General features: G+C 64.6%; 14 protein-coding genes and 1 pseudogene. 7 read left to right on the plus strand and 8 right to left on the minus strand.

What is annotated here, in order from left to right; genetic code table 11:
* Positions 1-177 precede the first annotated feature (177 nt).
* The 5 genes from HU719_RS00585 to HU719_RS00605 are packed head-to-tail and all read right to left on the minus strand — an operon-like array spanning position 178 to position 3,898.
* Positions 178-1,149 carry a FecR family protein gene (locus tag HU719_RS00585; RefSeq protein WP_186520066.1) on the minus strand — a complete coding sequence of 324 codons (972 nt, stop codon included), beginning with the start codon at positions 1,147-1,149 and terminating at the stop codon, positions 178-180.
* The gene (locus HU719_RS00590) at positions 1,146-1,697 is read right to left on the minus strand and encodes an RNA polymerase sigma factor (protein ID WP_186520065.1); all 552 of its coding nucleotides are present in this window, start codon (positions 1,695-1,697) and stop codon (positions 1,146-1,148) included. The genes HU719_RS00585 and HU719_RS00590 overlap by 4 nt, the downstream gene beginning before the upstream one ends.
* A gap of 4 nt (positions 1,698-1,701) precedes the next feature.
* Entirely contained in the window at positions 1,702-2,028 is a 327-nt protein-coding gene (locus tag HU719_RS00595) for a DUF3325 domain-containing protein (RefSeq protein WP_186520064.1), read from the minus strand.
* A complete protein-coding gene (locus HU719_RS00600; RefSeq protein ID WP_186537378.1) occupies positions 2,028-3,596 on the minus strand; it encodes a PepSY-associated TM helix domain-containing protein in 1,569 nt (522 codons plus the stop codon). Before HU719_RS00600 ends, HU719_RS00595 begins: the two co-directional genes overlap by 1 nt.
* The gene (locus HU719_RS00605) at positions 3,593-3,898 is read right to left on the minus strand and encodes a DUF3649 domain-containing protein (protein WP_186537379.1); all 306 of its coding nucleotides are present in this window, start codon (positions 3,896-3,898) and stop codon (positions 3,593-3,595) included. Before HU719_RS00605 ends, HU719_RS00600 begins: the two co-directional genes overlap by 4 nt.
* Positions 3,899-4,056: 158 nt before the next feature.
* Between HU719_RS00605 and HU719_RS00610 the strand changes: the two genes are divergently transcribed.
* From HU719_RS00610 to HU719_RS00630, 5 genes and pseudogenes are all read left to right on the plus strand, one after another.
* Positions 4,057-4,551: a sigma-70 family RNA polymerase sigma factor gene (locus tag HU719_RS00610; protein ID WP_186520061.1), complete on the plus strand. Its 495-nt coding sequence runs from the start codon at positions 4,057-4,059 to the stop codon at positions 4,549-4,551.
* Positions 4,548-5,471 carry a FecR domain-containing protein gene (locus HU719_RS00615; protein WP_186537380.1) on the plus strand — a complete coding sequence of 308 codons (924 nt, stop codon included), beginning with the start codon at positions 4,548-4,550 and terminating at the stop codon, positions 5,469-5,471. The genes HU719_RS00610 and HU719_RS00615 overlap by 4 nt, the downstream gene beginning before the upstream one ends.
* A 68-nt stretch (positions 5,472-5,539) precedes the next feature.
* Positions 5,540-7,879: pseudogene (gene fecA / locus HU719_RS00620) on the plus strand (TonB-dependent Fe(3+) dicitrate receptor FecA); the annotation flags it as partial.
* Positions 7,880-8,058: 179 nt separating this feature from the next.
* Positions 8,059-8,406 (plus strand): HPF/RaiA family ribosome-associated protein, encoded by a 348-nt coding sequence (locus tag HU719_RS00625; RefSeq protein WP_186520058.1) that lies wholly within the window; start codon positions 8,059-8,061, stop codon positions 8,404-8,406.
* A 132-nt stretch (positions 8,407-8,538) separates the two neighbouring features.
* On the plus strand, positions 8,539-8,838 hold the full coding sequence (locus HU719_RS00630; RefSeq protein ID WP_217843686.1) for a DUF3509 domain-containing protein: 300 nt from the start codon (positions 8,539-8,541) through the stop codon (positions 8,836-8,838).
* A gap of 3 nt (positions 8,839-8,841) precedes the next feature.
* Here the strand turns inward: HU719_RS00630 and HU719_RS00635 are convergent, their stop codons facing one another.
* Positions 8,842-9,312, minus strand: a complete 471-nt coding sequence (locus tag HU719_RS00635) for a phosphate-starvation-inducible protein PsiE (RefSeq protein ID WP_186536833.1) — start codon at positions 9,310-9,312, stop codon at positions 8,842-8,844.
* 240 nt (positions 9,313-9,552) lie between these two features.
* Here HU719_RS00635 and HU719_RS00640 point away from each other — a divergent pair, with 240 nt between their 5' ends.
* Positions 9,553-9,816: a YebG family protein gene (locus tag HU719_RS00640; RefSeq protein WP_186536834.1), complete on the plus strand. Its 264-nt coding sequence runs from the start codon at positions 9,553-9,555 to the stop codon at positions 9,814-9,816.
* Between the two features lie 6 nt (positions 9,817-9,822).
* On the opposite strand, the gene HU719_RS00645 is transcribed toward HU719_RS00640, so the two are convergent.
* On the minus strand, positions 9,823-10,842 hold the full coding sequence (locus HU719_RS00645) for a Glu/Leu/Phe/Val dehydrogenase family protein (RefSeq protein WP_186536835.1): 1,020 nt from the start codon (positions 10,840-10,842) through the stop codon (positions 9,823-9,825).
* A gap of 122 nt (positions 10,843-10,964) precedes the next feature.
* Here HU719_RS00645 and HU719_RS00650 point away from each other — a divergent pair, with 122 nt between their 5' ends.
* The gene (locus tag HU719_RS00650; protein ID WP_186536836.1) at positions 10,965-11,771 is read left to right on the plus strand and encodes a SirB1 family protein; all 807 of its coding nucleotides are present in this window, start codon (positions 10,965-10,967) and stop codon (positions 11,769-11,771) included.
* Here HU719_RS00650 and maiA read toward each other — a convergent pair.
* On the minus strand, positions 11,765-12,397 hold the full coding sequence (gene maiA / locus HU719_RS00655) for a maleylacetoacetate isomerase (protein ID WP_186536837.1): 633 nt from the start codon (positions 12,395-12,397) through the stop codon (positions 11,765-11,767). The two genes, HU719_RS00650 and maiA, sit on opposite strands and share 7 nt — an antisense overlap.
* Positions 12,398-12,409: the final 12 nt, after the last annotated feature.

Consider the following 12,409-nt stretch of genomic DNA (forward strand, 5'->3'; position numbering starts at 1 on the left):
CCGGCTTTTTGATTTTTTTGCAGGCTGACACCAGCAACGTAGCCCTGTAGGAGCGGCCTTGTGTCGCGAAAGGGCTGCGTAGCGGCCCCGGCGATTTTGCATGAAGCCGAGATATTGGGGCCGCTGCGCGCCCCTTTCGCGACACAAGGCCGCTCCTACACAAAGCCGCAGGCTGGCTCAGCGCAGCACGGTCAACCGGCCAAGCAGGGTATGCCGGGAAAAACCCAGCACCTGGCCCAACGAGTCCAGGGCCTGCATCGGTTCGCCCGCCGGGAAGCTGCCGCTGACCGTGCGCTGTGCCAACTCATCATCAAGCAACACAATGCGCCCCGGGTAATAGCGCCGCAGGTCTTCGACCACCTGCCCCAAGGGCACCTGGTAATAATTCAGCCAGCCTTGCCGCCAGGCCAATTGGCCTTCGCTGTCGACCTTGCCCACCGGCCCTGCAACACCAGCTGCGTAACGCACCTGCTGGTCAGCCGTCAGCAGCGCCGCTTGCGCGCCCGGGTGCGGGGTCACCGCCACCCGCCCGCTGCGCACCGTCACCTGGGCGCCGTCACCGTGCTCGCGCACCTCGAACTGGGTACCCAACACGCGCACCTCACCCGCATTGGCCTGCACCACGAACGGCTCACCGGTGTGACTCACCTGAAAGAACACAGCCCCGCGCAACAAAGTGACGCGCCGCTCGCCGTGGTCGAAATCCACAGCGACCGCGCTGCCGGCATCCAGGGTCAGTTGCGACTGATCGGCCAGGGTCACCTGGCGCACCTGCTCGGCGCTGGTGTAATCGGCGCGCAGGTCCTGCAGCCAGAACTGCGGCTGCCAGCCTGCCGCGCTGCCAAGCCCCAGTACCAGGCACGCCGCTACCGCAATACGCGGCCACTGGCGGGTGCGCGGTGGGCGGCGCATGGCGTCGAGGTAATGCTGCAGATCGGCCTGCTGCTCGGCGGCCAGCCGGGCGGCCGGGGCTTGGGTCTGCTGCCACAGCTGTTCGGCCTCGGCATAGGCCTGCCGATGGGCCGGGTGCTGCAACAGCCAACGCTTGAACGCCGCGCTTTCGGCCTGCCCCGGCTGCTGGCGATTGCGCCCCAGCCAGCGCAACGCCGCTTGCGACTGTTCGGCGGTGATCGGCGTTTCCAGGCTCATCGACGGGCGCTCCCAGGCAGGCGGGGTGAGCGGGCGGGTTCGGCGACGCTGGCCTTGCACGCTTCAAGGGCGCGCATCATATGCTTTTCTACGGCGCTCTGGGACAGCTGCATGGCCTTGGCGATTTCGCCATAGGTGCAACCATGGATGCGGTTGAGCAAAAAGATCTGCTGGGTGCGTTCGGGCAAGGCGCGCAAGGCGGCCTCAATGCACTGCAGGTCGTGGTCGACCTCCAGCGCCTGCTCGGGTGCCTGCGCTGCGGGTTCGTCGTCATGGTGCAACAGGCCTTCGGTAACCCGGTCGCGCGCGCCTTCGCTGCGCAGGTAGTCGATGGCCAGGTTGCTGGCGCTGCGCAACAGGTAGGTATCGAGGGCTTCGACCTTGACGTCGGGGCGCCGCCAAAAGCGCAGGAACAAGTCCTGCACCAGATCCGAGGCAGTGGCGCGGCAGCCGATGCGCCGGTTGACCAGCGCCTCCATGCGCGCGCGCTGGGCGGTAAATACCTCGACAAACCGCGCCCGGCCGCTGTCGTGCAAAGGGTCGCTCATGTTGTCATAGCGCAAGCACGGCCAGCAGCGGCCCGAGTACACAGCTGGCCGCAGCCGCCGCGAGCAACAGCCGTGGCTGGTAAGGCAGGCCGAACACCCACAAGGTGACGCCGGCCATCAATACCGCAACCCACTCCACCAGCCCCAACGCCAGCCCGCGCACCTGCACAGCCAGCAGCAGCGACACCAGCAGCAACGCCCAGCCAGCCACGCGCAGGGCCTTGCGCTGAACGGCCGTGGGCTTGCGTTTGAGCAGTTCGTTGAAGTGTTTTTCCATGGCCAGGCACAGGCTGGCAAACCCGGCAAAACCGATCAGGGCGAAGGCCAGCATCACTGCGCCTCCAGGGCTGTGCGCTTGTCACCTTTTGCGGCGCGTTTGGCCACCACCTTGGGTGCACGCAGCATCTTGCCCGCCGCCCAGGCGAGGAACAGACCGGTGCCCAGCGCCGTAAGGTCGAACCCAGCCATGGCCCAGTCGCCCACGGCGAGCGAATGGTTGAGGCCCTGCCCGGTGGTCAGTGCATTGAGCAGCGGCAACAGGCCAAAGGCCAAGGCGCCCAGCGCCAGTTGCTCGCCCCAGGCTCGGCGGCCCGGGCGCAACGCGGCATGCAGCAAAGCCAGCGCCCACAGCGTGAAGAAGCTGTCGATTTCCCAGCCGTCGCGGCCTTCGAGCGCAGGCGGCAGCAGCCGGTTGGCCCAGAAGAACGCCGCCACACCCAGCAACAGGCCGCTCATGCTGGCGATGTTGAGCACCTCGACCAGGCGCAACTCACCGGGCATGTGCGCGCTCTTGGCATGCTTGAGCTGGCGCTTGCCCAGCCACATCACCAGGCCCGTGCCGATCACCGCCGTGCCGGCAATGCCAAACACGAAGTACAACCAACGCAGCCCAGGGCCTGCAAAATTGCCCATGTGCAGGCCGACGAAAGTGAACGCGGTCATCATCGCCGCGCTTTCCGGCGCGCCTTGGGTCAGCAGCGCGCCACTGGTGCCGTCGAACGTCCAGTTGGCGCTGCGCTTGTAGGCGACGCTGTCGGCTGCGGCGCGCGCCAGGCTCACCCGCGCATTGCGATCACCAGGGTTGTACACCTGGATGAAACCCATGCGCGCGCCGGGGGCCTGCTGCTGGACCTTGGCGTACAACTGCGGCAAAGGCACCAGTGGCACCCGCTCGCCAGCCGCCTCGGGCACTTCGTCACGGCCAAACAGTTCATCGAAATAGCCGCCGCTGTTGCCGTAGCTGGCAAGGATGCCGGCCGGCATCACCATGTACATGAAGATCACCAGGCTGCTGTAGCTGATCATCAGGTGGAACGGCAGCGCCAGCACGCCGATGGCGTTATGCCCATCAAGCCAGGAGCGCTGGCCCTTGCCGGGGCGGAAGGTGAAGAACTCTTTGAAGATTTTCTTGTGGGTAATGATGCCGGTGACCAGCCCCAGCAGCATGACGAACGCGCAGCAACTGGCCAGCCAGCGGCCCCACGGGTAGGGCATCTGCAGCTCGAAATGGAAGCGGTAGAAAAAGTCGCCACCCCGGCTTTCACGGGCCTGCACCTCGGCGCCGCTGGCAGCATCCAGCTCTTTACGCACAAAACCGCGCCGGCCTTGCCCCTGAGGGTCGCGCCAACCGACGCTAAGGGCCGGTTCACGCTCGCTGGGCAGGCGGATCAGCCAGTTGCTGGAAGTGCCGGCATTGGCCTCAAGGTAGCGCTGGGCCATGGCCAGGCTGCGCTCGGCATCGAGCGGGTGGCTATTCACTTCAGGCTTGGCCCAGTGGCTGATTTCTTCCTTGAAGTAGGCAAGCGTGCCGGTGAGGAAGATGGCAAACAGCAGCCAGCCGAAGATCAAGCCCGTCCAGGTGTGCAGCCATGCCATGGCTTGGCGAAAGCCCTCTTTCATGGGGTTTTCATCCAGTAGACCAGCCCGTTGACCAGCCCCAGCGCCAGGCTTGGCAGCAACACCCCGGCCCAGGCGCGCCAGGCATTGCTACAGGCAAAGCACCAGATGAACGCCAGCAGCAGAAACACGAACGACAGCAGCATGCCGGTCAGCGCAGCGTCGACCTGGGCCATGGGCAGCAGCAGCGCACCGCTGACACTGACCTGCGCGGCCAGCACATAGCCACCGCCACAGGCGGCAAGGCAGCGCGAGGCCACGGCCAGGCGATAGCTCAAGGGAAGTCCGGCGGCTTTGCGGTTCATCGCGGGGGTCCGGGTAAAGGGGCATCAATAATAATGATTTCAATTCTCATAAGCAAAGCCCGGCGATGAACGCGGGGGTAGCGGACAGCCTGAGACGACGAATATAATGCGAACAATTCTTACTTCCAGTTGCGCCAGCAGGCGCCGGAGTTTCCTCGGTGTCCAGCGCCCTGACCTCTACCGTTGAAGGCCTCTACCTTGCGCACCACAGCTGGCTGACCGGCTGGCTCAAGCGCCGCCTGGGCTGCCCGCACAGCGCGGCAGACCTGGCGCAGGACACCTATGTGCGCCTGCTGCAAGCGCGTGAAGCGCCGCAACTGGTCGAGCCACGCGCGTTCCTTACCACCGTCGCCAAGCGCGTGCTGTGCAACCACTTTCGCCGCCAGGAGCTGGAGCGTGCCTACCTTGAGGCACTGGCGCAGGTGCCCGAGCACGTGGCGCCGAGCGAAGAAGACAAAGCGCTGATCTTCGAAACCCTGCTGGAGCTGGACCGCCTGCTCGATGGCCTGGCGCCGCTGGTCAAGCGGGCCTTCCTGCTGGCCCAGGTCGATGGCTTGGGCCAGGGCGAGATCGCCCGCGAGCTGGGCATTTCGCTGGCCACCGTCAAGCGCTACCTGCACAAGGCAGCGCTGCGCTGCTACTTCGCCCTGTGAACACCCCATTTTCGCCCCAAGTGGCGCAACAGGCGGTGCACTGGCTGCTGGAATCCCAGGACGAAAGCTTCGACCAGCAACAGGCGCTGGAACACTGGCTGCATGCCGACAGCGAGCACCAACGCGCCTGGGCGCACATTCAGCAGATCAATGGCCGCCTGCGCGGGGTGGCTTCGCCGGTGGTGCACGCCACCTTGCAGGCCCCGCCCTCCCCGGCCCGGCGCCGTGCGCTCAAGGCGCTGTTGCTGGTGGGAGTGGCCAGTGCCACCGGCCTTGGCCTGCAGCAGCACAACCCGTTGCCGGCGCTGATGGCGGACTACCGCAGCCCAGTCGGGCAGCGCCGCCGCCTGGCCCTGGACGACGGCAGCCAGCTGCACCTGAACACCCGCAGCGCAGCTGATGTGCGCTTCGACGGCCAGCAGCGGCTGGTGCGACTCAAAGAGGGCGAACTGCTGCTCGAAGCGGCCAACGACCCACGGCCATTGCGTTTGCAAACAGCCCAGGGCGAGCTGCAAGTGCAGAGCGGCCGGGTCAACGTGCGCCAGTTCGACGGGTTCAGCCTGGTCTCGGTCTTCAGCGGCAGTGCACAGGTGGCCGGGCAGTCGCTGCTGGCGGGGCATCAGGCGCGCTTCGCCACCGGCAGCTGGCAGGCCATCGCACCGCTGGACCCGAACCGCGCTGCGTGGGTGGACGGCATGCTGGTGGTGGCGCAGATGCGCCTGGGCGACTTCATTGCCGAGCTTTCGCGCTATCGGCTGGGGCAACTGGGGTGCAGTGAACAGGTGGCTGACTTGCGCATTTCCGGGTCCTACCCGCTTGCCGACAGCGAGCGGATTCTGGCCATGCTCGAAGTGGCGCTGCCGGTGAAGGTGCGCAGGTTTACTCGCTACTGGGTGTCGGTCGAAGCGGCTACCGGGTGAGCGTTGATCGCCGCCGAAAAAATAATTTCATAACCCTGAGCCATTTTCCGAACCTTGCGTGACAGAGAAGGCAGAACCCCTTCTCACAGGACCTTCGTCACATGTACCTGCGCCCTCCGGCCTACGCCCTGTTGCTCGTTGCCCCCTTCGCCCTGGCTGGCGAAACCCGCGACTACCACATCGCCCCCGGCAACCTCGAGCAAGCCCTCAACCAGTTCGGCCGCCAGAGCGGCGCGCTGATCTCGTTCGGCTCTGCCGTGACCCAAGGCTTGAGCAGCCCAGGCCTGGAAGGCCGTTTCGACACCGCCCAAGGCCTGGATGCGCTGCTGCGCGGCAGCGGCTTGCAGGCACGCCAGGAGGCTGACAACGCCTATACCCTGCAACCGCTGCCAACCCCGGCAGCCGGTGCGCCGGTCGAACTGGGCGCGTCCACCGTGGTCGGCGACTGGCTGGCCGATGCCCGCCAGGACAACGTCTTCGAACACCCCGGCGCCCGCGATGTGGTGCGCCGCGAGGCATTCGAACGCAGCGGCGCCACCACGGCGCGTGAAGTGCTCAACCGCATACCCGGCGTCAACGCGCCAGAAAACAGCGGCACCGGCAGCCATGACCTGGCGCTGAACTTCGGCATTCGCGGCCTCAACCCGCGCCTGGCCTCGCGCTCCACCGTGCTGATGGACGGCATCCCGGTGCCGTTCGCCCCCTACGGCCAGCCGCAACTGTCGCTGGCGCCGCTGAGCATGGGCAACATGGATGCCGTGGACGTGGTGCGCGGCGGCGGCGCCGTGCGCTACGGGCCGCAGAACGTCGGCGGCATCGTCAACTTCGTCACCCGCGCCATCCCCGAAGAGGCGACGTTCAAGGCGGCGATGCAAAACCAGATCAGCCCCTCGTCGAGCCACGACGGGTTCAAGAACAGCGCCAACCTGCTGGTCGGTGGCACCAACGACAACGGCCTGGGCGGCGCCCTGTTGTATTCGGGCACGCGCGGCGGCGACTGGCGCGAGCACAGCGACACACAAATCGACGACCTGATGCTCAAGGGCAAGCTGCAGCTCGATGAAGCCAACAGCCTGCACGCCATGGCGCAGTATTACGAAGGCGAAGCGCAGATGCCGGGCGGCCTCAGCAGCGCCGACTACGATGCCGACCCGTACCAGTCGACGCGCCTGAAGGACAAGTTCTGGGGGCGCCGCACCTTGTTCAACGTCGGCTACGACTACAAGCAGGACGACCGCCAGTTCAGCGTCAACAGCTTCTACACCAACACCCTGCGCAGCGGTTACCTGGAACAGGTCGGGTTCGTCTCGCTGTCGCCACGCGAGTACTGGGTGCGCGGCATCGAAACGCGCTTCTCGCAGGGCCTGGCGCTGGGCGATAGCTGGCATGAACTGGGCATCGGCTACCGCTACGTCAACGAGGCCGGCCACGAACTGCGCTACCGCGAAAACACCAACGCCAACGTGCTGCCCACCACCGACAGCCGCAACGACCGCGACACCCGCGGCCACACCGAAGCCCACGCCATCTACCTGGATGACCGCATCGACATCGGCCGCTGGACCATCACCCCGGGCGTGCGCTACGAGATGATCGACTCCGAGCAGACCAACGAACTCAACGGCCGTCGCTACCAGGGCAGTTACAACACTGCGCTGCCGGCGCTGAACGTGATGTATCACCTCACCGACAACTGGAACCTGTACGCCAACACCGAAGGCTCGTTCGGCAGCGTGCAGTACAGCCAGATGCCCAACCGGGTGACTGGCGGTGCAGTAAAACCGGAAAAGGCACGCACCTGGGAAGTTGGCACGCGCTACGACAATGGCGACCTGCAAGCGGAGATCGGCGCGTTTTTGATTAATTTCGACAACCAGTACGAAAGCAACCAGAGCAACGACAGTGTCATCGCCCGTGGCGAGACGCGCCACCAGGGCATCGAAACCAGCCTGCGTTACGCCCTGGACAGCCTGAGCCCGGCGCTGAGCGGCTTCGATGTGCATGCAAGCTACGCCTTTGTGGATGCGACTATCCGCGAAGATGGCCCGAACAGAGGCAATCAGGTGCCGTTCTCCTCGCGCCACAAAGGCACGGTGGGCGTCGGTTACAGCGACGGGCCATGGCAGTTGGACCTGGACAGCAGCTTCCAGAGCAGCCAGTACGCCGACAACGCCAATACTGGCAGCGAGAGCGCCGACGGCAGCACCGGGCGCATCCCCGGCTACATGCTGGTGAGCACCCGCGCAGGCTACGATTTTGGCCCGCAGCTGTCGGACCTGAAGGTAGCCGTGGGGGTGAAGAACCTGTTCAACCGCCAGTACTACACCCGCTCGTTCGACGATAACAACAAGGGCAAATACGTCGGTGAGCCGCGCACCTTGTACGTGCAAACGTCGGTGGCGTTCTGACCGACTGCCGGGTGCGTGAGGCGCGCCCGGCAAAACCCCAAATACATATTATTTTTCAAATAGGGGCTTGAATTCGTTCTCCACTTGCCTGACCTTAGAGTCAAGAGGCGCACAAAGACCAACGCCCTCAGTGGCTTGGCGGCACCTTCTGCGAGCAAAGCTGAATAAGGATTGAAGTCATGCAAATCCAGGTCAACAGCAGCAACCAGATCCAGGGCAACGTCCGCTTGAACGATTGGGTGCGTACCACCCTGCAAAGCAACCTCGAACGTTACGAGGATGACCTTACCCGCATCGAAGTCCACTTGCGCGACGACAACGGCGCCAAGCCTGGCACCCATGACAAACGCTGCCAAATGGAGGCTCGCCCCAAAGGCCACTCGCCAATTTCGGTTACCCACACTGCAGGGTCGCTAGACCAGGCGGTAGACGGCGCCGCCAGCAAGCTCAACCACGCGCTGGAACACTTCTACGGCAAGCTGCGCAGCAAGCGCGGGGTGCTGGAGCTAAGCGACCCAGACGCCTGATCAAGCTTCTTGAACTACTGACACAACGCCCGGCCTTGCGCCGGGCGTTTTCGTTTGCCGCGATCAACGGGGCTGAACCAACCCCGCCCAGGCCCGGTCAATTTCTGCAGTCATTCATTGCAGACCTTGACCATGAACAACCCATTCGACCAGATCAGCGCCGCCTTCGCGCCGGAATACCGGGTCAACCTGAGCATCGAACGCCTGGACGGCAGCATCATGCTGACCCTTTCCGACGACAGTGGCGTGGTCGCCAAGCGCCTGATCAGCAAAGAGCAACGCAACGACCCGGTGCGCCTGCAGCGGGTTATCGACAGCATCCGCCTGGGCCTGGCCATCGAGCTTGGACAGAACCCGCTGGAAGTGCTCGCCGCACTGACCGGCGAGCACCGCCGCAGCACGCCCTTCCCCGCTGCGGGTCTTGCCAACTGAGGCCTACTTGCCCTCGTCGACTTCCTTGCCGTTGGCATCCAGTACCCGCACGGATGGGTAACGGTACGAGGCGTAGCGCACCACCAGGATGGAAAACGCCAACAGCAGGATGCCGCCGCATACATACAGCAGCCCGGCATCCGGCGCCTTGTGGTGCGACACATCGCCGATCAGCAGGCGCGTCAGCGCGGTGATAGCGACGTAGAGCAGGAAGCGGATGGGCATGTGGTTGGTCTTGAAATAGATCCCCACCATCGCCCCCAGCTCCAGGTAGATGAACAGCAGCAGGATATCGTCCACGCTGATCCCGCCCTTGCCCAGCATGTCGATGAAGGTCACCACCGCCGCATAGGCGGTGATTGCGCCGATGCCGAACAACGCCAGGTAGTGGAACGCTTCCACACACAGGTTGCCCAGCGAATCTGCCGAGCCGTGCAGGCCCTTGCGCAGCTTGTCTGCCCATTTGATGTTCACGATGTTCGATTCCCCGATACGACAGAAGGATGATGGATGGCGTGCATGACGTTTTTGCCATGCAGTTAAAGGGCCATACACCCTGTCTTGGAAGGTGGCCGATTGCCGCAGGGCACCTTTGCGCTACGCTGTTTTTCTGTGCAAAAGGCCATCACTCGGGTTGCGCAACGGGGGCCTGTCGATGTACTGTATGCCTATACAGTAAAAATCCAACCAAGCTAAAAGGCACAGAGGTGATGAATGGCCGTCGAAGTGGTATACCGCAGCAGCCGCGACCCGGAGCGCTTGTTCATGGATAAGGCCGAAGCAGATCGTCACGACAAGATGCTCGAACTGGCCGAGCGCCTGGCAGAAGTGCTGCAAAAAGCGGTGCCTTCGCTGAGCGAGAAGCAGGTCGAAGAAGCCGGCATCTACATGGCCAAAAACCGCGATGTCTTTGCCCGCGCGTTCAAGAGCCAACCAGATGCACTGGCCGAATTGCTCGAAGGTGAAACGGCGCAGTAATTGCCGTCAACCGTAGAGCAACCGCTCTGCGAGCGTTTGCGCCACCCGCGCCGGTGAGCGCTTTTCAGCCTGGGCGTGGGCGAACACCTCGGTGAGCCGGCTGGAAATGCCCGCCAGGTGCGCGGTAATGGTGCCGTGGTCGGCGCCACGGTGGGTCAGCGCAACATAGATCAACCCACCGGCGTTGATCACATAATCCGGTGCGTACAAAATGCCGCGTCGCTCCAATTGGTCGGCCACCTGCAAATGGGTCAACTGGTAATTGGCCGAGCCGGCAACTGCCGCACAGCGCAGTTGCATCACCGATTGCCCATTGAGCACCGGCCCAACCCCGCAGGGCGCGAAGATATCGCACGGGGTGCTGGCCAGCGCCTCATGGGCAAAAGGCTTGGCGTTCAATTGCTCCACTGCAACGCGCACCTTGCCCTGATCCAAGTCACTGACCAGCAACTCGGCACCCGCCGCATGCAGCTGTTCGGCCAGCGCATAGCCCACATTGCCCAACCCCTGCACCGCCACCCGTAACCCCTCCAGGTTATCGCTGCCCAAGCGAGCCATCGCGGTTGCGCGAATGCCGGCAAAGACCCCCATGGCCGCATGCGGCGAGGGGTCGCCGGATGCCGTGGTGCTGGTGACGTGCTGCGTCGACTGGGCGATGCAGTCCATGTCCAGGGTCGAGGTGCCGCTGTCCACGGCGGTGATGAAACGCCCCTGCAAGCTATCGACAAAGCGCCCAAAGGCTTCGAACAGCGCGGCGCGGTTTTCGACATGGGCGTTGCGCACGATCACCGCCTTGCCCCCGCCCAGCGCCAGCCCGGCCAGCGCCGCCTTGTAGCTCATGCCCTGGGCCAGGTGGATGGCATCGGCCATGGCGCTTTCGTCGTCGGCGTACGGCAGGTAGCGACAGCCGCCCAAGGCTGGCCCCAGTTGTTCACTGTGGATAACCACCACTGCCTTCAACCCGGTGGGCGGGTCGGTGAACAGGTGCAGTGACTGGGTGCGAGTGCTTTGCATTAGGGCAAACATCGACGGGCTCCCCGGCAGGTGCATTTAGCAGTATAGGCAGCCGGCCAACGCCCAGGTGACGGCCGGACCACTGGACGAAAGGCTGCGCCAGCGCTACAAGTACAGGCGTGACGGAGACTTCTATGAACCCACGCCAAGCTTGCCTGGCCTGCCTGGAACGCGAGCCGGTCGCCCTGCTGGAAGCTACCTTGTGGCTGGCCACCGAACATGACCGCAGCGTCGACCCTGCCGCGTGCCTGGGCCAGGTGCACAACCTGCAACGCGAGGTCAGCACGCGCCTGCCGATGTTGCCGTTGGGCGAGCTGGCCCAGCCGCTGCTGCGTGAGCTGAACAGCCAAGGGTTTGCCCAGGACGAATACCACCCGCTGCGCCCGCAAGCCGCGCTGATGGACAAGGTGCTGCAACGCCGTCGCGGCCAGCCGCTGCTGCTGGCCATCATCGCCCTTGAGCTGGCCCAGCGCTTGTCGATCCCGTTGGAGGGGGTAAACTTCCCCGGCCATTTTCTGCTGCGCGTACCCGGCGCCGATCACCTGCTCGACCCCTGCGGCGGCCGCCGCCTGTACCCTGCCGATTGCCGCGAACTGCTGGCGCGCCAGTACGGCCCACAGATGCCACTGAGTGCCGAGCATATGCGCAGCGCCACACCGCGGCAGATGCTGCAACGCTTGTCGCGCAACCTGCGCCAACTGCACATCAGCAACGACAACGCCATGGCTGCGCTGGTGGACGCAGAACGGGTGATGCTGCTGGGCCCGGCGCAGGTCAACGACTACCTCAGCCGCGCCAACCTGTACCAGCAACTGGAATGCCCCCAGGCCGAACGCTTCGACCTGGAGCACGCGCTGCTGCTGACCGACGACCCCGTGCAGCGCCTCAAACTCAGCGAACGCCTGGCCCAGCTACCCTCGGGCAAGCGTTCGATTCACTGAGCTGGGGTGTCTGGCTGGCAGGAAGGATGGGCCAGGGCAAAGGCTGGGTGCTTCGCGGCCAACGCCGCCACACGGCGAATGCGCGGGTAGTTGCTCAAGTCGATGTTGAAGCGCTCGGCGGCATAAAGCTGCGGGATCAGGTACACATCGGCCAGCCCCGGCGCCTCGCCAAAACAGTAGCCGCCATCGCCGATCAACTGCTCCACCGCCGCCAGGCCCTGGCCGATCCAGTGGCTGATCCACTGGCTCACCTGCGCCTCGTCATGCCCCAGTTGGCGCAGCTGGTTGAGCACACTGACGTTGTGCAATGGGTGAACATCGCAGCCGATAATTGCCGCCACAGCGCGCACCCTGGCCCGCATCTCGCAGCCGCCTGGCAACAGCGCGGGCTGTGGATAACGTTCTTCGAGGTACTCGATGATGGCGGGCGATTGCAGCAGCAACTCGCCGTCATCCGCCCGCAAGGCCGGCACGCGGCCCTGGGGGTTTAGTGCCAGGTACGCCGCGCTGCGCTGCTCACCTTTGAGCAGGTTGACCGGGATGGCCTGGTAACCCAGGCCCTTGAGTGCCAGGGCGATGCGTACCCGGTATGACGATGTGGAACGGTAATAGCCGAACAGCTCCATCGCCCTGCCCTC

This window comes from Pseudomonas farsensis (assembly GCF_014268805.2).
In the GTDB taxonomy this organism is placed as follows: Bacteria; Pseudomonadota; Gammaproteobacteria; order Pseudomonadales; family Pseudomonadaceae; genus Aquipseudomonas; species Aquipseudomonas farsensis.